This is a genomic window from Candidatus Nitrosotenuis cloacae (genome assembly GCF_000955905.1).
Classification (GTDB): domain Archaea; phylum Thermoproteota; class Nitrososphaeria; order Nitrososphaerales; family Nitrosopumilaceae; genus Nitrosotenuis; species Nitrosotenuis cloacae.
In genome coordinates, this window is the sequence record NZ_CP011097.1 from 201,030 (window position 1) to 224,189 (window position 23,160).

26 protein-coding genes are annotated in these 23,160 nt (G+C 40.5%); 11 read left to right on the top strand and 15 right to left on the bottom strand.

Annotation, left to right across the window (positions count from 1 at the left end; genetic code table 11):
• Positions 1 to 4: 4 nt before the first annotated feature.
• The 5 genes from SU86_RS01015 to SU86_RS01035 form a co-directional block, all read right to left on the bottom strand.
• Positions 5 to 1,399: a type I restriction-modification system subunit M gene (locus SU86_RS01015; protein ID WP_048186882.1), complete on the bottom strand. Its 1,395-nt coding sequence runs from the start codon at positions 1,397 to 1,399 to the stop codon at positions 5 to 7.
• Positions 1,387 to 4,065, bottom strand: a complete 2,679-nt coding sequence (locus tag SU86_RS01020; protein ID WP_236687725.1) for a type I restriction endonuclease subunit R — start codon at positions 4,063 to 4,065, stop codon at positions 1,387 to 1,389. Before SU86_RS01020 ends, SU86_RS01015 begins: the two co-directional genes overlap by 13 nt.
• Before the next feature lie 83 nt (positions 4,066 to 4,148).
• Complete coding sequence (locus tag SU86_RS09315; RefSeq protein WP_148550700.1) at positions 4,149 to 5,747, bottom strand: argonaute/piwi family protein; 1,599 nt, start codon at positions 5,745 to 5,747, stop codon at positions 4,149 to 4,151.
• Positions 5,683 to 7,164, bottom strand: a complete 1,482-nt coding sequence (locus SU86_RS01030) for an AlbA family DNA-binding domain-containing protein (protein ID WP_048186883.1) — start codon at positions 7,162 to 7,164, stop codon at positions 5,683 to 5,685. Before SU86_RS01030 ends, SU86_RS09315 begins: the two co-directional genes overlap by 65 nt.
• 187 nt (positions 7,165 to 7,351) lie before the next feature.
• Positions 7,352 to 7,825 carry a hypothetical protein gene (locus tag SU86_RS01035; protein ID WP_048186884.1) on the bottom strand — a complete coding sequence of 158 codons (474 nt, stop codon included), beginning with the start codon at positions 7,823 to 7,825 and terminating at the stop codon, positions 7,352 to 7,354.
• Between the two features lie 191 nt (positions 7,826 to 8,016).
• On the opposite strand from SU86_RS01035, the gene SU86_RS01040 reads away from it, so the two are divergent.
• From SU86_RS01040 to SU86_RS01060, 5 genes are all read left to right on the top strand, one after another.
• Positions 8,017 to 8,241: a hypothetical protein gene (locus SU86_RS01040; RefSeq protein ID WP_048186885.1), complete on the top strand. Its 225-nt coding sequence runs from the start codon at positions 8,017 to 8,019 to the stop codon at positions 8,239 to 8,241.
• A complete protein-coding gene (locus SU86_RS01045; protein ID WP_048186886.1) occupies positions 8,242 to 8,496 on the top strand; it encodes a hypothetical protein in 255 nt (84 codons plus the stop codon). It begins immediately after the preceding gene.
• 2 nt (positions 8,497 to 8,498) lie between these two features.
• Positions 8,499 to 8,807 carry a hypothetical protein gene (locus SU86_RS01050; RefSeq protein ID WP_048186887.1) on the top strand — a complete coding sequence of 103 codons (309 nt, stop codon included), beginning with the start codon at positions 8,499 to 8,501 and terminating at the stop codon, positions 8,805 to 8,807.
• A complete protein-coding gene (locus tag SU86_RS01055; protein WP_048186888.1) occupies positions 8,798 to 10,162 on the top strand; it encodes a DEAD/DEAH box helicase in 1,365 nt (454 codons plus the stop codon). The genes SU86_RS01050 and SU86_RS01055 overlap by 10 nt, the downstream gene beginning before the upstream one ends.
• A gap of 270 nt (positions 10,163 to 10,432) precedes the next feature.
• Positions 10,433 to 10,714, top strand: coding sequence for a hypothetical protein (locus SU86_RS01060; RefSeq protein ID WP_048186889.1), 282 nt, complete (start codon positions 10,433 to 10,435; stop codon positions 10,712 to 10,714).
• Between the two features lie 145 nt (positions 10,715 to 10,859).
• Here SU86_RS01060 and SU86_RS09320 read toward each other — a convergent pair whose 3' ends face one another.
• From SU86_RS09320 to SU86_RS01080, 5 genes are all read right to left on the bottom strand, one after another.
• Positions 10,860 to 12,110: a tyrosine-type recombinase/integrase gene (locus SU86_RS09320; RefSeq protein WP_052755410.1), complete on the bottom strand. Its 1,251-nt coding sequence runs from the start codon at positions 12,108 to 12,110 to the stop codon at positions 10,860 to 10,862.
• Positions 12,111 to 12,398: 288 nt separating this feature from the next.
• On the bottom strand, positions 12,399 to 12,791 hold the full coding sequence (locus SU86_RS01070) for a hypothetical protein (RefSeq protein WP_148550701.1): 393 nt from the start codon (positions 12,789 to 12,791) through the stop codon (positions 12,399 to 12,401).
• 90 nt (positions 12,792 to 12,881) lie between these two features.
• Positions 12,882 to 13,235 carry a DUF5655 domain-containing protein gene (locus tag SU86_RS01075; RefSeq protein ID WP_048186891.1) on the bottom strand — a complete coding sequence of 118 codons (354 nt, stop codon included), beginning with the start codon at positions 13,233 to 13,235 and terminating at the stop codon, positions 12,882 to 12,884.
• A 10-nt stretch (positions 13,236 to 13,245) separates the two neighbouring features.
• Entirely contained in the window at positions 13,246 to 13,374 is a 129-nt protein-coding gene (locus SU86_RS10065) for a hypothetical protein (RefSeq protein ID WP_256363748.1), read from the bottom strand.
• Between the two features lie 4 nt (positions 13,375 to 13,378).
• On the bottom strand, positions 13,379 to 13,606 hold the full coding sequence (locus tag SU86_RS01080) for a hypothetical protein (protein WP_048186892.1): 228 nt from the start codon (positions 13,604 to 13,606) through the stop codon (positions 13,379 to 13,381).
• 111 nt (positions 13,607 to 13,717) lie between these two features.
• Between SU86_RS01080 and SU86_RS09685 the strand changes: the two genes are divergently transcribed.
• Positions 13,718 to 13,885, top strand: a complete 168-nt coding sequence (locus SU86_RS09685; protein ID WP_158507450.1) for a hypothetical protein — start codon at positions 13,718 to 13,720, stop codon at positions 13,883 to 13,885.
• A gap of 182 nt (positions 13,886 to 14,067) precedes the next feature.
• Positions 14,068 to 16,440, top strand: coding sequence for an ATP-binding protein (locus SU86_RS01085; RefSeq protein ID WP_148550703.1), 2,373 nt, complete (start codon positions 14,068 to 14,070; stop codon positions 16,438 to 16,440).
• Here the strand turns inward: SU86_RS01085 and SU86_RS01090 are convergent.
• A complete protein-coding gene (locus SU86_RS01090) occupies positions 16,437 to 17,678 on the bottom strand; it encodes a hypothetical protein (protein ID WP_048186894.1) in 1,242 nt (413 codons plus the stop codon). The two genes, SU86_RS01085 and SU86_RS01090, sit on opposite strands and share 4 nt — an antisense overlap.
• Before the next feature lie 96 nt (positions 17,679 to 17,774).
• On the opposite strand from SU86_RS01090, the gene SU86_RS01095 reads away from it, so the two are divergent.
• Together SU86_RS01095 and SU86_RS01100 are read left to right on the top strand one after the other, a co-directional pair.
• Positions 17,775 to 18,329, top strand: coding sequence for an emp24/gp25L/p24 family protein (locus SU86_RS01095; protein WP_148550705.1), 555 nt, complete (start codon positions 17,775 to 17,777; stop codon positions 18,327 to 18,329).
• Positions 18,330 to 18,391: 62 nt separating this feature from the next.
• Positions 18,392 to 18,868, top strand: coding sequence for a hypothetical protein (locus SU86_RS01100; protein WP_148550707.1), 477 nt, complete (start codon positions 18,392 to 18,394; stop codon positions 18,866 to 18,868).
• Here SU86_RS01100 and SU86_RS01105 read toward each other — a convergent pair.
• On the bottom strand, positions 18,858 to 19,349 hold the full coding sequence (locus tag SU86_RS01105; RefSeq protein WP_048186897.1) for a metal-dependent hydrolase: 492 nt from the start codon (positions 19,347 to 19,349) through the stop codon (positions 18,858 to 18,860). The genes SU86_RS01100 and SU86_RS01105 overlap by 11 nt on opposite strands.
• Before the next feature lie 315 nt (positions 19,350 to 19,664).
• Positions 19,665 to 20,780, bottom strand: a complete 1,116-nt coding sequence (locus tag SU86_RS01110) for a Rieske 2Fe-2S domain-containing protein (protein WP_048189009.1) — start codon at positions 20,778 to 20,780, stop codon at positions 19,665 to 19,667.
• A gap of 113 nt (positions 20,781 to 20,893) precedes the next feature.
• Here SU86_RS01110 and SU86_RS01115 point away from each other — a divergent pair, with 113 nt between their 5' ends.
• Complete coding sequence (locus SU86_RS01115) at positions 20,894 to 21,253, top strand: thioredoxin family protein (protein WP_048186898.1); 360 nt, start codon at positions 20,894 to 20,896, stop codon at positions 21,251 to 21,253.
• Positions 21,254 to 21,269: 16 nt separating this feature from the next.
• Here SU86_RS01115 and msrA read toward each other — a convergent pair whose 3' ends face one another.
• Positions 21,270 to 21,755, bottom strand: a complete 486-nt coding sequence (gene msrA, locus SU86_RS01120; RefSeq protein ID WP_048186899.1) for a peptide-methionine (S)-S-oxide reductase MsrA — start codon at positions 21,753 to 21,755, stop codon at positions 21,270 to 21,272.
• Positions 21,756 to 22,302: 547 nt separating this feature from the next.
• On the opposite strand from msrA, the gene SU86_RS01125 reads away from it, so the two are divergent.
• The gene (locus tag SU86_RS01125; RefSeq protein WP_048186900.1) at positions 22,303 to 22,779 is read left to right on the top strand and encodes a Dps family protein; all 477 of its coding nucleotides are present in this window, start codon (positions 22,303 to 22,305) and stop codon (positions 22,777 to 22,779) included.
• Between the two features lie 58 nt (positions 22,780 to 22,837).
• Here the strand turns inward: SU86_RS01125 and SU86_RS01130 are convergent, their stop codons facing one another.
• A complete protein-coding gene (locus SU86_RS01130; protein ID WP_048186901.1) occupies positions 22,838 to 23,098 on the bottom strand; it encodes a DUF2024 family protein in 261 nt (86 codons plus the stop codon).
• Between the last annotated feature and the right edge of the window lie 62 nt (positions 23,099 to 23,160).

Sequence of the window (23,160 nt, forward strand, 5' to 3'; positions counted from 1 at the left end):
TTCATCACATTTTGTTATTCCCGTTACCAAGTTTCACAATTAACTCGTTCAACGAATCCATCGCAGTTTCTAATTGAGTTACAGCCTCACTTGCTAAATCCTGCGGATCTGGCAAATTACTAGAGTCTTCTAGTGATTTGTCTTTCAACCAAGAAATGTCAAGATTGTAATCCCTTTTCTCTATCTCGGATTTAGTGACTTTCTTGAATCTGTCGCTCCCTTTCCTTGGCTTCTGATGGAAACATTTCTCAAAGTCTTTAAAGTAATCACAAGTAAGTGGATGACTTTTGTTTACTTTCTCAATATTTGTCCTTAGATCATAAACCCAAACTTCTTCCGTCGGTAAGCCCTTTCTGAAGAAAATGATGTTTGCTTTTACCCCCGGAGAATATGGAGTAAATGTTCCAATAGGCAGTCTCAAAATTGTGTGCAACTGACAATCTGTTAGCAATAGTTTTCTTACATCCCGTCCTGCATTTTCCTCAAACAATACATTGTCTGGAATCACCATGGCTGCCCTTCCACCGGGTTTCAGTATGTGCATGACATGTTGAACAAAGTTAAGTTGCTTGTTTGATGTTCTGACTGTGAAGTCTTCACGTATTGGAACTTCGCCAGCTCCCTTAGTTCCAAATGGAGGATTTGTCAGAACGCAGTCATAACGTTTTCCAGCATGAGGCCCCTCAGTTAACGAATCAATGAAAAAGATATCAGCTTCTATTTCGTGTAAATAGAGGTTCATTAGAGCAAGACGTTTCGTTTCAAGAACTATTTCTGATCCAGAAAATGTCCTTTTCAGAAGTCGTTCTCTTTCTTCTCTGCTTAGTTCAGCACCCTCTTTCGTTTCCTTCATCATCCATTCGTATGCACCAATCAGGAATCCAGCGGTGCCGGAAGCGGGGTCGTGAATGGTGAATTCTTTACTTTCGCGTATGTCTGGTTTCATACATCTGATAACGGCACGAATGGCCTCTCTAGGCGTGAAGTACTGTCCAGCTCCTTTCTGCTCAGATGCAAATTTCTGAAGAAGTCCTTCGTATGCTTGTGCTTTCAAATCCACATCGATTGTTGCCCATTCTGTCTCGTCGATAAGGTTGATTAGTTTTTTCAGATTGACAGGTTCTCTAAACTTCGAGAGGGATCCGGCAAAGATTTCTCCAAGAATTCCTTTCTGTTTTGCCAGAGTGCGAAGAACATCATTATAATGATCTAATAGTTCTGTACCAGATTCATTTTTCAGAGAATTCCAATCATATCCCTTTGGAACAGATAATCCCTTTTCGTCTGCAAGTTTCAAAAACAGAAGATAAGTAAGCTGCTCGATGTAATCCCCATAATTGATCCCATCATGTCTGAGAGTGTTGCAGAATCCCCAGAGTTTTCCTACTACATCCGACATTGAACCATCGCCGTGTTAATTTCTGTTAACAATTTTGGAAGTTTCCCTTCAAATACTACATCCGCTTTCTTCCATGATCCATATCTTGAAAATGGAATTGTATTGAAGTCTTGTTGCTCAATTACGAGATTCTTAATTAGATGATCTCTGATTAGCGTTAGCCATTTTTGTTGTTCTTGAGTGAATTTTTTGCCTTTAGTAACTACAACTAATGCTCTTTCAACATGTTCTTCAGCAGTCATCAACGGATCGCCTTCAGCAGCGTGTCTTATGATGGTAATTATGTCTGCTAGCTCACTGTGATATGCTTTTCTCAGATTATCTTCGGTAAATCTCTCTGGACGACTTGAGAGTTTTTTTCTGAGATCGGATAACTCCTTTGTTGTGAATTGTGATGGCTTTTCAAGAAGTATTTTCAATGCTTCAATCTTATCAGGATTTTTTCTAACAAACTTTTCGAAAGTGATGATGTAATCTGCTGGTTTGTATTCAGTGCCATCTGTACCTCTGAAAATGTACTCAGATACAGCAACATCCTCCTTTGTTTCTGCAACAATGAATGGCTGTTTTGCACGTGGATAGTTCTCCATAAGGTCGAGGAAACTCCCATCTCTCAAAATTTTCATAGTTTGTGCCCATTCCTTATCCAATTTTATGGGTAGTTCCTCTGCAAAAGCAGCGATATCGCCATCTGGAATTAACTGTGCAAACATTTCTCTTCCTTCAACTGAGACGTTTTTTGCTACTCTTTGGAGTCTTCTCACAAGAGATTTAGTGTTATACGCTCTATCTCTATTTCCATAAATTGCATCTACAACTTCACGGATCGTTCTTGTTGGTTTTTCAGGTGGATCAGCAGTAAAGTCTGTTGCCTGTTTGAAGTAATCTAGAACGCCTACAGCATCAAAGACGGTGAAATGAGTTTTGTTAATTTCATCAGCAATCCTTGTTCCTCTTCCCATCATCTGCTCAAATAAGATACGAGATTTAACTGGTCGAACAAAAACAATGTTTTCGAGTTTGGGTATATCGACTCCTGTTGTCAACATGTCGACTGTCACAACAATTGCTGGCTCTGGTCTGTTTCTGAATTCTCTGATTCTTTGCAATGGCCTATCAACCGTAGCGCTACCAGTTATCTTCTGAACAAAGTCATCTCCTTTGTTGAATTTATCTCGTAAAATGTTTACCAGCATGTCTGAATGAGATACGTGTGGCAAGTCGTTTATGGCAAAAAACAAAGTTTTTGGAAATCTGCCATGCTCTTTTTCAAATTCAAGAGCGTGTTTTGCGAATTCTTCAACAATCTTCTTGTTTCTGTCTGGAGCAGTGGCTTTACGTTCTAAATCTGTAGCATTGTACTCTCTTTCGTCTTCCAATACATCTAATGCTTCTCTACCACTCGTAGGATCGACTATCTTTACTTCCTCTCCGGGTTTCAGGAAGAATCCTTTCATAGTAATATCTGACTTTACCCTAACTATGTCGTAATCAACAAGAAATCCTTCTCTTATGGCCCTTTCAATCGTATATCTGTAAACCACATCATCAAAGTATGCTTTCGTGTGGGCTGCTGGAGTTGCAGTTAATCCAACTTTGATAGCATCAAAATGGTCTAAAACCTGCCTCCATTTACCTTCTTCAGTAGATGTGTAGCCCCTGTGACACTCATCCGCTATTATGCAATCAAATGCATGTATCGGAATGTCTATTTTTTCAGCATCTTCTTCCTCATCTCCGTCTCCCTTTTCCCACTCAAACATTCCCTCCCTCCCAAACAGATTGATTCTCATTCTCTGGATGGTGCAAACGTAAACAAACGTGTGTTTTGGTTGTGGGTTTTCTAGATACTCTTTTGGTAAAACTTTGGGATCGTACTTTTCACCCTCTTCAAGATCCTCTTTCCTGAATCTTTGACTATACACCTCATAGATTTTGTCAAACTTTAGTCCCGGTTCAGGTGTAAATGCAGCTAATGCACCCACTGCTTGTGCAGCAAGTGCTCTTCTGTCAACCAAAAACAAAATCCGTTTTGCAAATCCCGATTTCAGAAGGCGATACATAAGAGCTGACGCAACAAAAGTCTTCCCAGTTCCAGTGGCCATCGCAAGCAACATTTTTCGTTTACTAGTGGCGAGAGAATCTTCAATTGACTCTATTGCTTCTTTTTGGTAAGGTCGAAGTCTTTCAATGTTGACTGGATTTTTGTCAAGCCATGATTCGTATGCATCGACATCTTTTGCAAGCATTTCTTCCATTGCTTGCGGTGTATGGAATTTGGTAATCTTGTATGAGCGACTATTTTTTCTTCTGAGATCTCTAAACCAGATCACCTCTCCATTTGTTGAATAAACGAATGGCAAACAATGACCATTGAAATCAAACGGCCCGTTGTTGAAACCCTTTGAGTATCTTTCAGCTTGTACCAAAACATTTTGTGGGCCAAGCGAGAGTTTCTTTGCTTCAATAGCAGCAATGGCACGACCGTTGTGAAAGAGTACATAATCTGCTGGCCCATTTTCAGTTACGTATTCTCTGACTGCTGTAAAATCGTAATTTTTATCCTCTTCGAAATCAACGATGTTAGTCCACCCAGAGGCACGTAAAGCTACATCAATAAGCCTGTTTCGAGTGGTTTTCTCACTCATGTAATTGGGGTCTTTCATAGGATCATCTGTCAGCTCTCTTTAATATCTTGAAGATAGGGATTAAAATTGATTCAGTTTGACTTTTGCAGAGGAAATCCTGTCTACATAAAGAACCTGTAATGGTCTTGTACATCTTTATCTTCGGGTAGTTCTGATAAGATATTCCCAACTTCCTTCGCAAAACTTATCGTTATTGGTAGGTTTGTTGAGAAGGATGTTGTGTTCCAATTCAGCTTTGACAAACCCAGTATCTCCTGCGCAATCTCCTCCTTACTGGAATCTCCATGATGGGTTATCTTTAGTGGGTTGGGAACTCTGAATCCGGCATAAGTACGAATTCGTGGTGAATATCCAGTAGTATAAAGCAGAAAATTTGTCTTATCCAATTCTATCAATGTGCCTCTAAGAACTGGGTACTTACCCATTCTTAGGAAGTTTATTCCGGGATCTCTGGTTGGTATTGCCACGAAATCTTTGATTGTACTTCCCTGAGCATAAATTGCATCATTGAATCCTTTTTGCTCTCCTTCTGAAAAACCAGATGTTTTGTGGATTACAACTCTTGCAGGTTTTCTGTTGGCTTTGCTGATGTATTTTGCAATAGCTTCTGTCAAAAGCTTTTTTGCTTGCTCTTCTTTGAGGTATGGTTCTTTAGTATGCTCATCAATTTCAACTTCAGTTCCTCTAAGTACTAATCCCTCACCATTATGGGTGAACACCTGTGCCATGGAAATCTGCTTTTCCAGTCTTGGATGAAGTTTATCAACAAAAAATGAAATGCCCACATAACATGTATCGGTTCTTAATTTTGCCAATCTCCATGGCTTCCCATTTGCTTTGTAGTAAAGTGCTGTACTAAAGTTCCATGAAAACGCTGATGGATCCTGATTTTTTGCTTTCTTGATCTTGTCATAGTTTAAGATTCTTTCACACACACTTTGTTTCAGTATTTGTGTTGGTATACCAAACTCCATTACTTTGCCCTTTAACGAGTTCCTAAAGTCATAGCTTTTCTCTGGCTCCTTGGCAGGTTTCGGAAAGGTAACACCCCATTCTGTCAGAAACTTTTGATTTTTGGCTACCAGTTCATCATGTTCTTTCTGTCTAGGCGATATTCTGACTTCTTTTGCTCCTCGAGTCTTTTCAGATATTCCACACCAAGTTTCAACAATAGATGGAAGTGTACAGACTATGACATCAGGTATGTCGTCATTTGCTCGAATCTGTTTAATTTTGTCTACATATAGCATGACTCCGTAGTTTATTCTTTCGTTGGGGTCTATAATGTCTGGAATTTTTTTCAAATCATAATCATCGATCAGAATGGCATTCCAATTGTTTGAGGTTTTTATGTTGCACTTGAACTGAGTAATTGTGGTCATTCCCGGATAGTCTGGATAAAGCCATTTGTTTGACTTCTTACTGACTGACTCTTGTTGAATTAGCCTCAATATGTTGCACGTAAAATCGATCATTGTCCGGTTTCCAATAATGCCCACTTTGATGCTCTCTAGTGGTGCTGTTTCATCGGAGTAGAAGTATGGCCCATATCTTTTCAATCCAATTCTGGGGTCTTTGTCTTCACCTTGGTTTCCGAATACCAAGTCAGGTTCTACTATGTATCTTGCTTGAAGACTAGAATTCATTCTCTTCCTCTCCTTCTTCTTCCGATTGTTCTTCTTCTGGCTTGAATTCTTCAATGAACTCCTTTATGGTAGATGTGGGGATATCCCAAGAAATCCCCGTATCTAATTTGGTTTCAACAGGATTTACTGAAATTACCAAATCATCTGAAATCTTTATGTCAGTTCCGTCTCCTAACTTATTTATCCAGAACAAAATGTTGTTGAGATACTGATTGTTGAATGTATTGAAAGATTTGCGTGTTATTACCGTGCCTTCTTTCATTCCAGTTGAAACTTTTTTCCCATCTTCAGTAATTATGGATGTAAGTGCAATTTTCAGGTAAAATTTATCGTTAAGTCTAGTAAATGTGGGCTGTATCGCAGCGTGCCAAAACACCGAGCGACCAAGCTGTTCCGCCCAAATCTTTTTGGCAACAATTCTACTTGAAACCCCCTTGTATCTGGAAGGCCACGACACTTTGCGTTCGTCGTTGACTGTATGATAAAACAATTTCTTGTGTTTTACAAAATATCTCATCTCTTGCTCTTTTCCCTTTCCAGCAACTTCTTTGTTTAACAGAGAAGTTATGATGCGTTCTTTCGGCCCAGAATCCAACCAATTTTCGATTGGTTCCTTCTTTATCTCATCTGGATAAACTAGATGATGGTGAAAATTGCTAGTATTTTCCAAGTTCTGGAATGAAACTATCTTGTCTTCGTGGTGTCTAACTCTAAAGAAAAAGTATCTGGCATCCGGATATTCTTTATCTAACCATCCCTGCAACTCCAACCCATTTTTGAATTTAGCCGTTCCAATGTAAACAAATTTGGGTAGTTTCTTTACTTCAAACAAATTGCTGAGAAGAGTTTCTTCTACTTTATCCGGCTCACCTGTCAAAAGAGATAATCTATAGTTCTCATCTTCTAGCCTCTTGTTCATTCGATATATCTCGTACTGTGAAGCTGGGACGCTCTGCGTCCCCCTTCTGATTAAAATTTGTTCTTTTGTGAACGCCTTTTTTTCTTTACCGTCGATGTTGTAAACACCATCCTTTATTGGAGTCATAATCTTGAAGGATGGTGGAATGTAAATCAACGCAAATTTTCTTTTTTCTCCATTCACTTCTCTTTCAAATGGGGCATAGAGTATCTCGAGTGGTTTATCCATATACGAGTTTATTTTTTCTTGAAGTGATGCCGATTCAATTTCAAAATTCTCGGGAAGTCCAGTTTTGATGAAACTACCTTTGATCTCTTTATCTACATGATCGTTTGGTTTGACTCCGAGAACGAGGAAACCTCCCCCAGCATTCGTAAATGCGAAAATATCTTTTATTATCTTTGGAAAGTCTGTGGAATTTTTTCCAATATCTAAGGTAGATTTGAAATCGTGGAAAGGAGTCTCTTTTGATTGAGACAGTAAAAAGTCTATGACATTGTCTCCTAGAGGATCACTTAACTCATCGTTAATTATTACACCATCTTTCTTCACTAACTTATCACCACGTAGTATTTCTTAACCATACTAAGATAAATCAGAATCGAGTATGTTGCAATTCTTGTGTAGTAATTTCCATTTCTCTCCTTAGAACACGTTATGCGGTTTATGCCAAAACATCCAAGGATGTCCGATGATAGATACCATCCCCTACCTCACTCTACCCGGTTATCCAACAATCCTACTTCCCCAGATAGTAGTCGTACCTTCCGTTGACCAACTGGACTCTTATGTGATAGATCTGCTCGCTATCCAAGCGGTGCCGATCAGCAAAGGAGCGTATGTCCGATTCAAGGGAAAGTTCTTTCTTGCGGAACCTGTTGTAGGCAGACAGGAAATCGTCTTGTATCACTGAAGGGATGTAGTCTCTTGCCAGTACCAGTCTTGCATTTGCCAGCTCTTTGGCTTTTTCATAGATCCTCATCTTGTGTTTGTTAACTGATTCTGGCATTTGGCCGAAAATCCCTTCAGCCAGTCTTTCGTTCTGCCTGTCTACATTTTCTCTCAGAACTCTCGTAATGTATCTACTCTGGTTCCTAACGCTCCCTGTGGTCGCTATCAACACATTCCGCAAATCTCGCTGCAATGTTGGGTCGGAATCCAGACCGAAGGTCAATTTCAAAGATTTTTCTGTATTTTTGAAGGCCCTGTCCATTAGATTTTATGCAAATTCAATGATTTGAGTGGTACTTTCGCCAGCATAGCAAAAAAACCTTCGCCAGCATTCTATCTGTTTTATCAATGGCTTGTTGCATTTAGATGAATAGAAGGAAACGAAATCCTTCTGCAAGATGCCGTTTTTGGCATCAAAAATCTGGTAGACAGTAACTATCTAGACGTGGCTACATGAAAAATACTGCAATGACGAAGAAAGAGGAAAGGGAAGAAGACTTCGCAGACAAGGTATGGGGGTTTCTCATAGGAAGCAGTTTTGCCGTCCTGAAGATTGTTTTGATTCTCTTTCTGGTATTTCTTGCAATACTAGGATTTCTGTGGCTACTGAGCCTCCTGTTCCCCTATCTCATCGAAATTGTAAAGAACGCAGTAAAGAACGCTCTTGGAATTGGTTAGATGAAATCTCTGAACAAAATCAAGAAGAAAATGAAGAAGTGGGTCAAGGACAAGGACGAGAATGTTTCCTTTGCAAGAGTAATTTCACTAGTGCACATAATGATTCTGCTTGCTATCGTTCTTTTTGTACTGCTTCTCTTCTGGATCGATTCTGTGTTCGGAATAGAAAACATTGCAAGGATGCTGCAAGAGTTGCTGTCGTTTTTCCAAACAATATTGATTGATAGATTTGATTTGCTGAAGGCCGGGGTGTGAAGATGGAAAGTCAGGTTGATGACGTAAAACCTGCAAGGAGAAATTATAGCAATTGTGGAATTTGCGGGCTTCCACTAGGATCAGAGGCAGTCAGATGCCCTCTCGACGGCAAAATATGCCATCCACAGTGCTCTTCAAAATATTTCGACGAAAGGATAGAGGCGGAGAGGAACATCTGCAAAGACTGCAACGCAAGACTGGAAGAGGAGCAGGAAAAAAGACGAATCGAAGACATGATGAAAGCAGCTAAAATCATTTTTGCTCTTGTCGTGATTTTAGTGGTGTTTTTACTGGTGAGACGATGGCTCTGAAAGACATTCTGCCTGACAGGATAAAGAAAACTATGATCGATGTTGGAGTTGAGCCTGTGGCGTCTCCTGTTTTTGGATGGTCTAACAAGGACAAGGTTCTGGTGATAGTGGAAAAAAAGAAGGATCATTACGAGGTATATGGAAACAGGGTCTTCTTTTCCGACAAAAAGATGCTGAAGATATCAGAGACTAGGAGAGTCGACGGCGATGATGAGTTGAGAGGCGCAATAATTTCCGTCATCAACAGCGCAGTTAATCAAATGATTGAAGGTGTTTCTGTCAAAGATCCATACACCGCAATTGACATGCTTTTCACTGTACAGGAGGGAAGGGACGTTCCGAAACAGGAAATCCTTCCTACAACAACACAACAAATCCATGTTTATGGAAATATGATCGGTTACATCTGCGATCAGAATCTTCAGGTCACCAATAACCCGGTTCTACTCTCGGAGAAAATGCTTCTTCACCATATCATAATCACTGGTTCCACTGGAGGAGGGAAAACAGAAGTCGCAAAAAGAATTGTGACAGAAGTTGAAAAAACCAAAAAGAAAATTCTCGTCATAACTCCAGAAGCACATCTATGGAATAAATTAGAAAATGTTCACATCCTCGGAGACAATGATTCTGATCTTGAAGACGGAATCAATGTCGTAGATTGTACAAACGCAAAGGATTTTGCGAAAGAAGCGTCTCATGTGATCGAAAGTGTTATCGAGCATTACGGGAAGATGGAGCAGACGGATAATCTTCGGTTGCTTGTTGTAGTTGATGAAGCCCACCTTTTCATCGACCAAAAAGATTTTGAAAATGTCCTTGAAAGCGCGACAAGAATTCTTAGGAAATTCGGTGTGTCGTGCGTTCTCCTGTCACATACTTATGCGGATTTCAGCAGAGGAATCCGTTCTAACGTCCAGACTCACATCGCACTTTACACCAATTGGGCAAGAGATCTTTCATTCATCAAAGCATTCCAAGCTGACGGTACGGTTGATTATTCCAAACTTCTGCTCTCGATGCCGGAAGGATATGGGATCTTCAGATCACGAGAATTCCTGAGAAATCAGCCCGTGCCGTGCAGATTCTTGAAATGCTATGAAATGATGTATCCAAACATAAAACAAGATATTTCGATAGACGACCAATATCAAAGACGGTTAGCAATTCTAGAAATAATCAAAGATAACCCAAAGATCTCCGCCGAGGAAATATCGTCGAACATGGCAAAAAGAAGCATTTCTGTGGCTAACAGTACGGTTTCGAGGGATCTGGATTGGCTAGAAAATCAGGACTTGATTACCGTAGTTGACACAAGCGGAAAAGGAGGAAGGAAACTGTATGTCGCTATTTGAAAACTCGAAAAAACCTAACTTTTGCAGCAAAAGTTCAACTTTTTCATGCAAAAGTTCTGCAAAAGTAACTTTGTGTTAAATGAGGTGATTCAATGCCAAGGGTTGTAAAGATAAAGTGGGTTTGCGAAACTTGCGGGGCAGAAATCATAACACGGCCCCGGACGGTTCCGTACGCCGATGAACCTAACAGAGGAATGTGTCCAATCTGCGGAAGTTCGTCATCGTTAATCAAAAGAGAAGAAATCTTCGAAGTTCTCTGAGGATGATGCAGTGGAAGAACTGGGCGAGAGGGTATCAGAATACATTTCCGACAGGAAAATCAGCTTCGATGGAGAATGCTATCACTCACGCATTCCGCTGGAAATTATGAAAATTGTCATACAGTATGGAGTTAATCTGAACAGTGTTCAATGGGAAGGGGTTTGGAAAGACGGAAATAAACTCCATGTTGTTTTGTCGTTCAAAATGGCAGAAGCTGCGAAACAATCCAAATCAGAAACTATTCCAGAAGAAAATAATCCGGAAAAAGATTACGTTGTCCTGAAAGGCTGACTATGGGAATGTTTACAAAAGAAGAATTGGAAAACGTGCTGAAAGAGACTGCATCTAAATTCAAGCACATTGAGCCTCACGTAATTCTGCTGATTTACGGATACATAAAAATGAAAAAACTGGAAAAGAAGAAATCACAATTGAGCTAGCCTTTTTCAGCAAGACTGTCAAGAAAAGCATTTGCGTTTGGGTGTATCTTGATAAGTTCTTCAAACTTGCTCTTGATTATCTTCTTAACCAAACCTTCAAGGACTTCCGGGGTAATCATATCCGTTACCGCTTTGATGTCCTTCACCCTTTTCTCATCAATGTCAATTGCAATTTTCACCTCAAATGGTTTTGCGCACTTCTTGCACACTAACGCAGTAACCTCATTCCATTCCTGGCATATCTGGCAAACCTTCGGCTTCAACAGGCTCTCTTTCTTGGTTTTAGTCTCCATGCCACACATTTCCAGAAGGGAGCCTTCGGTATCCACCCCCGTAAGATGGTCATAGATCTGCGACATCCTAGAATTCTTTACCCAACCCATGTACACGCATCGTTGCGATTGACCCATCCACATTCCAAGTACGGTGGCACGCGCATGGCGAAAACTGTGTGGATTCACTCTTTTTGTTATTCCAGCTTTGTTTGCAGCCCGCTTGAGCAACGCTGAAATCATCTCGTATTTCATAGCCTGCCCGTGATTGGGATGTCCAATGTTTATCCAGAGGGGGGATTGTGGGTTGTTTTTCTGGGGATGAACGTTTATCCAAGCAGCAAGATACGGCGCTGATGCAAGCAGCCTTATCGGTCTCTGCCCTGTTTTTCCGTCGACAAGTATCTTGATTCCCAAATCATCAAAAATCACATCTTTGATATCAAGACTGGCAAGTTCTCCGACCCGGCAACCGCTTTCCGCAAGGGTCATGATTAGTGCCCTATTCCTCGGATTCCCTTCGGCTTCTATCATCTTGATGATATCTTGCTCTGTGAGCAGATCCCAAGGATATTCCATTTTACGCAAGTTTGTTTTAATCTGCCTTACAAGCTCGGGGTAATCCTCCCCGCCATTCAGCCATTTGTAGAGTTTCTTTATCGACACTTTGAAGAATTGCTTTGTGTGCGGTTTGATGTTCTGCGCTTCAATTGAAATCAGCAGCCTTTTGATATCGCCTTTCTCTGCCCTGTCAAAATCCTTTTCCAGCCACTCAGCAATTTTACGAAGTGTGAAGGCATACGTACCTACTCTCGGGATGCTCAGAGGTTCCCCCCACCCAGCCCCGTCTATCTGGCAATCTGCAATGAAATCGAGGATGATCTTCTTGTTCTGCTCTGAAATCTTTGTTGACTCTTTTACCAGACTTATCGCTTTTGCAAGGCGCTTTTTGCATTCGTAGATGTCCCTTTTCATAACACACCTCTGACCCGACCACGTTTTCCACCATCTATTGATTAGTGGGATTCGTTTCCGTTTAAACAAAACACGAACGGTTCCGTTCGGCTGGATTTACCGACGAGCCGGATTTCACTTTTTGTCAAATCCGGGATGTTAGAGAACTGAACTTGGGGTCTTGGTCCCGGGACTGAAGACGACAAGCACAGTTGAATTACCCAGATTCCGTACGGTTTTGTTTTACGTCGAATCTTTTCAAACCGTACTGTTCAGTACGGTTTTGCTAATCTATTCTTGTGAGCGAAATTATTTATCCTTGAAATGTCTGGCTTTATCCAACTGTGCCTTCAAACTATCAATGTCGAATTGCTGCACAGCGATCCTGTTTTTGTAAGAAACTCCAAACTTTTCTTCGTCATGCATCATGGAATGCAGTTTTGCGTCTTTGTTTGCCATCTCAATTTCCATTTTGCTGATTTCTGAAGCAGAATAATGACGATGGTGTGTTATCTCAATCTGATCAAGTTCTTTGTACAAATCCGTAATCTTGCGCCCATAATAGCGGACATCCGCCTTGCCCGTGGAGACCCCCATATCCAAATCAAAAGCAGCACTGGATAGTTTTATGTCATAATGCAGAATCTTATTTTTTATCTCTGAAATCTCTTTTTCGTAGTTCACATGGTGACCATGTCGCATAACCCACCTCGACCGCAATATTTTCTTCTAATTACTAATTGGTAATGATAAAATAAATACAAAACTGAGTTTTCAAACAACTTGTTAACTTTATTTTGAAAACTCATACGCTTGTCTAATCAAAGAAATTGCATACTCCAACTCCTCCATCGAATTGATGTAGAAGTAATGTGGAGGACTCCATTTCATCTGTTTTACGATTCCTTTAGGGTCGGAAAACGTCTTCGGATTTACTCTTATCCATGCCTTTATGCTTTTGCTGTTTATCCGCATGGAGGCAAAGACTTGTTTCGCCTCGTATCTGATTTCGTATTTTGTCGCCCGTTCTTTGACATCGGAACCGAAAGCCGTTATCCTCTTTTTCAGTTCTTCAAAGATTCTCTGGGTTTCTTCTTTCGTCCCTTTCAGGCTGTTTTCTACTCTGTAGCCAATGTTCAAACTCATCTAAATCACCTCAAATTTCCTTCTCAATGCATTCTCTGCATACGACTCTGCCATTCTGCTTGTTGGTAGACAATTCGCAGTCTATGCCACACTCATCGCAGACTATTAGTCTCCATTCCATCGGTATGTCTTTTCCCATCACATCACCCCTCCTTGAGTGACCAGACGCCACTCCCTTTCTCTTTCTGGCAAAACAGACCGCTTAACTGGACGACCTGTCTTACTTTGGCTTCTATGTTCTTGTTGCGTCCTAGTTTTTCAGAGTCTTTCTTTTTTGCTACCTTCTTTGTTTCCTCGTAGAGTTGCGACAGGCTTGCAGACCCTCCAAGGTTTTTCATTGCCTCTTCCACCAACTTAACCCATGTTGGCATTCCGAACACCTCCCTGTCTTGAACTTTCTAGAAGATTATAGAACTAGTAAATTGAAATAACCAACTGGCTGCTTTCTTTAACTTTCTGTAAGTTTCTAGAATGATAAATCCTTGCTCGGACAAATACAATTAGGTAGTTCCATGGCTTTCAAAATCGGAATCTCTGGAGATGAGAAGTTGTGGAAGCAGTTTCAGGAGTATTGCAAATCAAAAGGATATGATGCTTCCAAAAGAGTAATGGTTCTGATTAAGGAAGATGTGGACAAGAACTCAAAATAGAATGGTAAGCCAAGCTAATACCTATTTGTTTTCAGAAAAAAACCAACGAGAACAAAGCTATTGGATTCGCAGGAATACGGAGCAATTGTAAATTTCATAATAATTCCCTTTATTAGTTCCCAAATCGCCTCCCAAAACCTTATCATTTTGTTTCCCGTTTTCTATGATGGCGACCTTCTGGTTTGGCATCAATATCTCCCACATGGGAACAAGTTGGGACGCTTCGCTACGGTAAGATCCGCTCAGAGATTTACTGGGTAAGAAGCAGCAACGCAACCATTGAAGTTTTGGCTTTGGCAGATGATGTTTACCTACTTCGTGGAGCCAAGAATTACTACGTTGCCAATGCCTCGGACTCCGGGGAAATGCAAAGCAGATTACAGGAAATAGGGACTTTTTCCGATTACCTCAAAGAATCCGTCCCGTCCTTTAGCCTGAGCTACTATTACATTAGTTCCCTTACCGAGGGAATCATCGGCGTAGATAGTTCCCCGATTAGAACCGAGATTGGGGAACTAAAGCGTGGCATACTACACAAGCAGGGGAAGATAGCATCTTTGGAAAGTGATAGACAATTGCTCAATCTCCCCGTCGGTAAGGATGCCCTAAGTCTGGAATCCGAAATAAGACGCTCTGAAGAGAGGCTGCGGAAACTCGAAGAAGAGGTTGCCAATGCAGAACAATTCAAGAGAGAATACGGATCAAAGGGATTTGGTGCTTCCGTCGTCATAAAGAGCCAGACTTCCTGTTTTTCCTCAAGAAAGGCGGATCTGGAAAAGACCATGCAATTGATAATCAATGATCTTGAAGATTTTGATAATGTAATCAAGAACCGGGCTAAACATGGCTTCTACCTTGCCATCAAGGAGCTGCCCAACCCTGCACTGGGATACAGCGCAGAGTCTTTGGGCATCTTCGATCCTCACACTCTGGAAGATTTGATAAAACAATATCCTGAGCTTTCAGAACTGAAAAACCAAGTTGACTCTCTTTTCGTTCATCGTTGGGCTAAGGATGCTAGGATCGGGGAAAGGACGTTTGAAAAGAGTTCTGCAATAGCGCAGGGCCTTGCAACTCTTCTTAGAAGAGCGACTTTGAAATCGCAAACGCAGACGAAAGTCAACGAACCCAAATGGGATAAACTTCCATTCCCCGACGAAACAAAAAGGCTGGGTTTTCTGGGTTTTGTTTTAGACGGCCATCTTGAAACAACGAAATTCCCGTTTCTTTTTGATTATGACAATCAGGCTCCTACTCACACCATAATCGTGGGTGCAAGCGGATGCGGAAAGACGATTACTGCTTACGATATGGCGGAAGGTGCGCTATTCCAGAATATTCCGGTTTTGGTTCTCGATCCTATGATTCAGTGGTCTGGCTTCCTCGAAAAATGCAGTGAAAAGAAGCTTCTTGACGGTTACAGGGAGTTTTCCATGCATGAACCCATGTCATTCACTGGTAAGATATTCACTCCCGGCTCTGACATCGGAGCAAATCTAAGCAGCAACCTTCTGGCAAAACCAAAGACCGACAAGGAAAGCGAACTTCAGGCGTTTGCCATTGACCTGAGCATGATAATCAAGGAATTCTGCAAATTAAGCGACAACGAAACTGTAAAAGTGAAAGAGACTGTCTTCGGATGCTGGAAGAAAGGGATCGATTTGGATTGCTTTTCTCTTATCAATGCCACTGGCAAAGAAATCGCAAAGATGAAGATTCAATCGCTCACAGCACTTTCATTTTTGTTTGAGGGAAAAGGATCGAACATTTCTGAATTGTGGAAGGACGGAGAGATCTCCGTTGTATCCCTCAATGAAATCAAAGTGGATGAAGTGAAAATGTTTGTCGCATATTATCTTGTCAGGGAGCTTGTAAACTACTTTGACTCGCAGCCTGACTCGAACACCTTGAAACTTCTGCTTGTAGTTGAAGAGTATCACAGGTTCAAAGGAGAGGCAAAGATTATTCTCGATAGAGCTGCAAGGACGCTACGAAAAAAGGGAGTCGGATTAGTTTTCATCACTCAAGCGATAACAGACTTGGAAGAAACCAGAGCAAACATCAACATGAAAATCTACATGCACATGACATACGACAATGACATTGAAAGATCTAAGATAGACTTGGGAAACGATGTTTCTAAACTCCTTTCGACAATTGATTCGGGGTTCGGGATCTGCGTTTATCCCAGCTATGAAACCCCTGTAGTAGTGAAGTTCAGGCCGTGCTTTCACAGGAATACTGGCTTATCATCGGAGGAGATCAAGAGCAAAATGATGATGTGGAGTGAAAGGGACGTTTCAAAATTCTACAAGGTTGAAGAAAAACAAGAGATACCTAAAGAAGTCACTAAAGCGATGCAGTTCCTAAATGAAATAATCTCATATCACAATGAGACCGGAAAATCCCCCAGAAGGGAAGACATAGTGAAAAGGCTTGGGATCAAATCGGATCGTGTTGCAAACGAAATCAAAAATCAACTCATCAAAGAAGGAAAAATTAGAGAAGAGCCTGACCCTGACGATAAAAGAGCCAAAAGACTGGTTCCAGTCTAACCGTAAGGATTGCGTGATTTCAGGCTGTCCATGAGTGCGTAGAAAGTCCTTTCCCGTCTTTCCATTGCTTTTTCAAGAAAAGTCCGATATCTCTCCTTTGCCCTTTCAACCTCAACTTCATCGTAAACTGGAAGGTAACGATCTTCATCGTCGTCCTGCTTCTCCTCTACTAATTCTCTTATCCTGCTTCCTTTTTTGGCCCGGCTGAGCGAATCGATTTCCATCTCATCAACTACCAGCTCAAAAATTTCTTTTGCAAGTTCCTCTTGCATTGAATGTGATGCTCTTTTGGCCGCATCAAGATTTCTTTGTTTTGACTCGTTGTCATAAGCAAGATATGCCTGACACAATATGATCAGCGGGTATGCGGAGCTTTGTATCGATCCTCTTCCTAGTTCAAGAGAACGCAAGGCGTCCTGAAAATGGCTTTTGTTTTTCTCAAATGCGCCTTTACACATAGAGATGTAAGCTTCGATTGCGTTGACATCTTCATGGGCTTGCACCTTTCGGTGTCTTAGGGAATTAGCATCTGAAGACCACACAATCTCTTTTCTGTACTTTTCTCTTAATCCTTCAAGAAGCCTTAACGCCTCTAGGATGTCTACGGATGATGTGTGCGATGGGTTTGCCATCGATGAACGGCCAGCACGCTTCGGGATTTTAGCAATTCCTAATCTTCGTTCCATATCAAAAGACCTAAGCACGTCGTTCATCTCCTTCATTTCTTCGACTGGCATGAACTGGTTCACTCTTCTCTTCCCCTTTATCGCATCTTTCAATTGCGCAAAGACTACCGGAGCTTCAAGCCCTGTCTCTGCTCCCTGATGCCTTTTTGCAAGCGTTGTAAAAGCGACCAAGCTTATGAGATGTGCAACTCTGCATTCATTCTCGTCCCTGTCGTTCCAGTCATCGTACGCTCTGTAATAATCGCCGGGGAACGTGTTTTTGGCGTTCTGTATCAACGATTCATAGATTCCGCTTCTTCTTGAGAACTCGGAGTTGAAAGACGAATCCATGTAAGAGAAATGCCTGAGCATTTCAAGACATGCGATTCCGCAAAGTATGTCGTAGTTTAACGTGGAATTTTTTGCAGCGTCGTCAATGCACTCCAGCAGATTCTTCTTGAAATCTGAAATATCGCCTTCCGGCTTCTGATTTCTTGGAGGTTTCCAGCCTGCTGGCATTGACCCTCTGGATACTACAGGATTAACTTCGTCTTTTTTCTTGAACCAGCCCAAATTTGCAATATTATACACGTTCTAAAAGAAAAAGTTGGCGATCTGAGAATTATCAGCATCTTTTTACAAAAGATAAACAAACATAATGTGATTTCATTGGTAGAGCGAAAGACTAACTGGCGTTATTTTGGGCCTTACCTGATAGGTGGCGGCATCTTTCTTGCCATGTTGGGTGTTGTTATTGATTTTTCAGATGTTTGGTCTATAGAACAACATTATCCACCGTTTGATGTAACAGCAGATAGTAACAGCTATGTTTCCTTCCTTTTAATGCATACCGAAAAACTCGAAATACATATTCTCATAAGTGGCGGTAACCAAAAACTGATTTATTACATAACGGACGCTAAAAACGTAATTCTGATAGATAAAACTCCAATATCCAATGATCAACGGTTCGCCTTTCAACCACGTTATGATGGAACGTATTTCTTGCTATTTGAAAATGAGGGTGGTAGACCTGAAACAAAGACAGTTACAATTACTTATGCGGTAACTGATGCAAGTGTTTTAGTTCCAGACCATCTAAGAGGATTTGTAATCTTGGTTTTGGGTTTCATTTCCGTTGCTGGTATTGGGATTTCATTACGAAACTCATTCAAAAAACCAGAAAGACCGGGTACAAAATCAGAGAAACCCGGCGGTGAATAATTAACAATATGTAAAATATTTCATCACTCAACAATAAAAACGCACATGAAAATGTTGTATACATGGTAACGTATGATGAATTTTACAAAATGGAAAAAAATGAATCAGACAAATCGAAGGACACCGACTTGATATTTTTCATTAAAGTTGCAAAAGAAGCTCTTAAACCATTGATAAAATATCCATTATCAACAAATGATATTTACGATCACGTTAACCAGAAAAATTTCAAGATACCGACAGAAGAATTCAATAGGCTCATGAACTCATTAGTCGATAAAGGCTTTATTGAAAGTAGGACACAAGACGAAATTTCATATTTTGGTTTTCCAGATGAAAAAAATAAAAAAAGTTTTGAGTTGGACTATTTCCCAAAATGTAATGAAACGAAACTCCCGCTAGATGAAAGAGATGGACTTGGGCATGCAGTTAAACAATATTTTGATTACATAAAGGGTGAACGTCGTCTTGATGAAGTAAAACAAAAACCAGAAAGACCGGGTACAAAACCAGAGAAACCCGGCAAGCCTATATTCTAACCCATCTGTCCTTTGCAAGATGGACAAAATATCCAAACGACAAACAAAGTCCACTCCATACCGATAAAACAAAACTCCCAAAGACAGAATGCAATAGAATTGCAACAACCCCACCAAACAAGAGGCCCGCACGCATCGTATGCACGAACTGCCTGTGACTCGGCATCAATTTAGTATAGAAAACCAGAGCAACTATGCCATGAGCCAGAGATAACATAATGCCAAGTTTCAACATAACAAAGGAAATCAGAACGATTGCTCCGGGAACTAGAATCTGGAAAATTTTGTGAATCGGTGCATTTCTTGAATCAATATCGGGAAGATCACTTCCTAAGACTATCATTATTACTCCAAACAGCGACAACGCAAACACGTCATAACCAGTCGGGATAATTCCACGAGAGTAAGCAAAGACAAGAAGCAAAACAACTCCGAGACTTGCAATGATTCCCGAGTCGATATGTTCTTTCATGTAAGGCATTATGCGGCCTCCAAAATGCTTAGAAAACGCCGTAAACCCCCGTTTTCCCTAATCATTTTCTTTACGACAATAATCCCGTTAGGAAATTCCTTGATGGAAACAAAAATGGGGGAGGTTTCGTTACCCTGTGGGTGGTGAAGCCCTTTGGGCCCATTACCCTCTGGGTAGCGAAACCCAGTAAATTCAAACTCTTCGTTATGATTTTTTCAATTATGTTTACAACAAGTTCGAGATTTTCTATTTTCATTTAAAAGGAAGGTAGCGAGCCCTTCTCGGTTTCGTTACCTTAACTATGTTCATTTTTTCGAATTACCTTCACCGTATATCACTAGGCTCTTCATTGATTGTTAGATGTTGAGCTTTTCTTCCAGCCTTTACGATCTCTTCCCTGCTAAGATGTTGATGCAATACGATTTTTGCCATCTCTATGCTTCTTCGAATCAGATCCTTTGCCCCATTTTTTAGATCATCACTTTCTGCAACGTAAGCGATGTTGCGTTCCATGTCTTCTGCATCCCAACCTCGCGTATGTGCGATAAATGGGAATGTGGGAAACACAAATCCAAGCTCTGAAAAAAAGCCCAGCATGTGGCCTGCAACGTCCTGTACATTATCCTGTCCTCCAGTTATGATGAATGAAGCAACCTTGTTTTGGATCAAAACTCTGTTGTTTATTGTGATCTGGTTCTGAACACAATTCATTCTCTCAATCATTTTGTGGTATAGCGAGCTTGCGGCGCCCCAGCGGATAGGCGTTGCAACAATTACTACATCTGCCCAATAAATTAACGCTTCATACACCTGAGCAAGTTGATCTGTCTCATCCATTTGAGTAATGGAACAAGGCCAAGTGCAAGCAAAAGCACTTTTAGAGTAAAACCCCTCACATGCCCTGAATTTGAGATCGTTTAGTCTAATGAACATGGTCTGGGCTGAGAGCTCATTTTTTGCATAATCAATTGCTACTTCAAGCAATTTATCCGAAGTCGAATAGCGCGGATTTTTAGAGTCCATTATAGTAGTTGATATCCCAACGACCCTGATTGGCCCTTCCTCTCGTTTGATTGGCCTTTCAAGTTGGTGAGGCGGATGCGCACTTTTGTGTACTTTGGTTATTGGATTAGTATCGATGAAAAGATGATTATTTTTAATTTTGAGTTCATACTGAGGTACTTTATCTTCATATCCTGGCGGAGCAGAACCTGTTACTCTGTGGAACTGCCAATAATGCCATGGACAGACGATATGATCTCCGTCTATCTTTCCCTTTCCTAGTGGTCCTCCAACATGAGTACAAACTCCCAAGATGGCGCCAAATTGCTCATCCTTGTAAGATAATGCAATTGGTTTTCCTTGGACAGAAATCTCTCTGAGTGGAGGATCTTTTAGTGAATCTACTGAACCAAGATCAAGCCAATTTTTTTCCAACATCATACACAGCGTTTGAGATTAAAAAAGCCTTACCCCGAGATATAGTAAAGTTTGGAATCTATTTGGTAATCAATTGGTAAAACTATTAAGAACATTGCTGTAATCTAGTGTTTATGGTAGTAGAAGATGTCACAGAAGGACAATGGAATGAGAAAGTTCTATCTCAAGACCATGTCGCAGTTGACTTTTGGGCTCCTTGGTGTCCGTTTTGTGTCAAACTTGCTCCTGTGTTTGAGCAAGTTTCAGGCGAAGTTTCTGATATGAAGTTCGTTAAGGTAAATGTACAAAATGAGCAAAACATTGCCTCAAAATATGGCGTCCTGGGAATACCTGCAATCAAATTCTTTTGTCATGGAAAAGAAGTTGGTGGAGTTGTTGGCTACCGAACGAAAGAACAATTAAAACAGGACATCGCAAAAGTTCGAGCCGAAGATGAATCTTGCGTTGCAAATTCATCAGACATGAAACGATAATTACTTGTTTGCAGAATTAATTGCGAATTCTATCATTAAAACTACAAGCGTGCGTGCCACCTTTGACCAGATAATGTTGATGATAGTCTTCAGCATTATAGAATGTTGAGGCTCTTGTAATTTCTGTAACTATAGGTCTACTGAATCTACCAGAATTATCAAGTTTTTTCTTTAGGTTTATGGCTGTATTTTTCTGGTCCTCATCATGATAGAAAACTACCGATCTGTATTGTGAGCCAACGTCTGGACCTTGCCTGTCTTGGGTTGTAGGATCATGGTTATCCCAAAAGATCTCCAATAGCTTTTCATAGGAAATGATTTTTGGGTCAAATTCTATCTGCACAGACTCTGCATGACCAGTTCTTCCAGAACAAACATTCTTGTATGTTGGATTCTCGAGATGGCCACCAGTATAACCGACAACCGTTGATGTCACTCCTTTAGTGGTTCTGAAGAGCTCTTCAACTCCCCAAAAACATCCAGCGGCAAATGTTGCCTTCATGGCTGTAATTAAGAAATAATAGTTTATAATATTTTTACCAAAGCTATTCCAAATTGTTTCTTTGAAGTCGATCTAAAGTATAGATTGAATTAGTGTGATCCCCACCCGCCTTATTACAAACTGGCAGTTAGTGCAGCTTAAAATATGATTAGGATAGTTTTTCAATTCTGACTTTATGCCTTCAAGAGCACATCTTGGGCAGGTAAACGGTTCAGTTAATTTGTTCTTAACTTTTTTTCCTAACCAATTGCATTTTTCACAAATATATCATCAGTGAGGCGTTTCAATTTTGTTTTAATATTTTCTAAGGCGCACCTTGGACAGAGTTTTTCCTCCTTTAAGACATCATCTTCCGTCACAAACACTAGATCTAGGTAATGCTCTTAATAGTTTACTTTAACTCAGATCTGAGATCATTGTTTTACTTTGCAGAATAACAAATCTACAGGTTATACTTGAAAATATTGAGTCATTTTTCGGATTATTGGAAACAATTTGGAATAGCTTTGGTAAAAATAATATAAACTAGATTTTGTGTTATCCTGTAATGAACAACATAAAAATCGGAATTTCAGACAAAAACAGACAGATAGTAATCGACCTTTTGGGTAAATTGTTGGCGGACGAATATGTTTTGTATACCAAGACTCGAAATTATCATTGGAATGTTGTAGGTTCACATTTTAATGATCTTCACAAGTTCTTTGAATCCCAGTATGAGGAAATAGATTCAGACATTGACGAGATTGCAGAACGAATTAGATCTCTTGGAGAGAAAACTAATTCTACGCTTGCCGAGTTTGTCAAAAATGCCAGAATAAAAGAGCATCCCGGAGAATTTCCATCCGCAGACAAGATGATCTCAAATCTTGTTGCAGACCACGAGAATCTTATTCAGATCTTAAGAGCTGACGTTATTACATGTGAAGAAAACAACGATGCTGGAACTGCGGACTTTCTTACCGGTCTGATGGAAAAACACGAAAAGACCGCCTGGATGTTGCGCTCTGTTTTAGAAAAATAGAGCAAGAACTTCTTTTTCTGAGATAATATTCCCACAAGCTAAAAATTAAAAAAAGAATTTATGGACAGCCTTCCATCTTTTGGATGAAAAAGCCATTCGTTTTGATTGCGTCCTCTACTGGCTTCGGTGCACCTTGTGAATGACAGAAGTGACATTCTTCTGTTGTAACTTTTGCACTATCTTCACCTATAGTTTTGAGCCATTGTTTGGCATATTCGATTGCCTTGCCATGGTCTTTTTCTGATGTTATGACATCAAAGTGCATCGTGTGGCCGTCTTTTGCCTCTACGTATGTGTCGTAGACATATATTTCCGCCATAAACATCTGACCTTGGCATTATTCTTAACTATTTTCCCAACTGATTACCAGAGATCTATAGG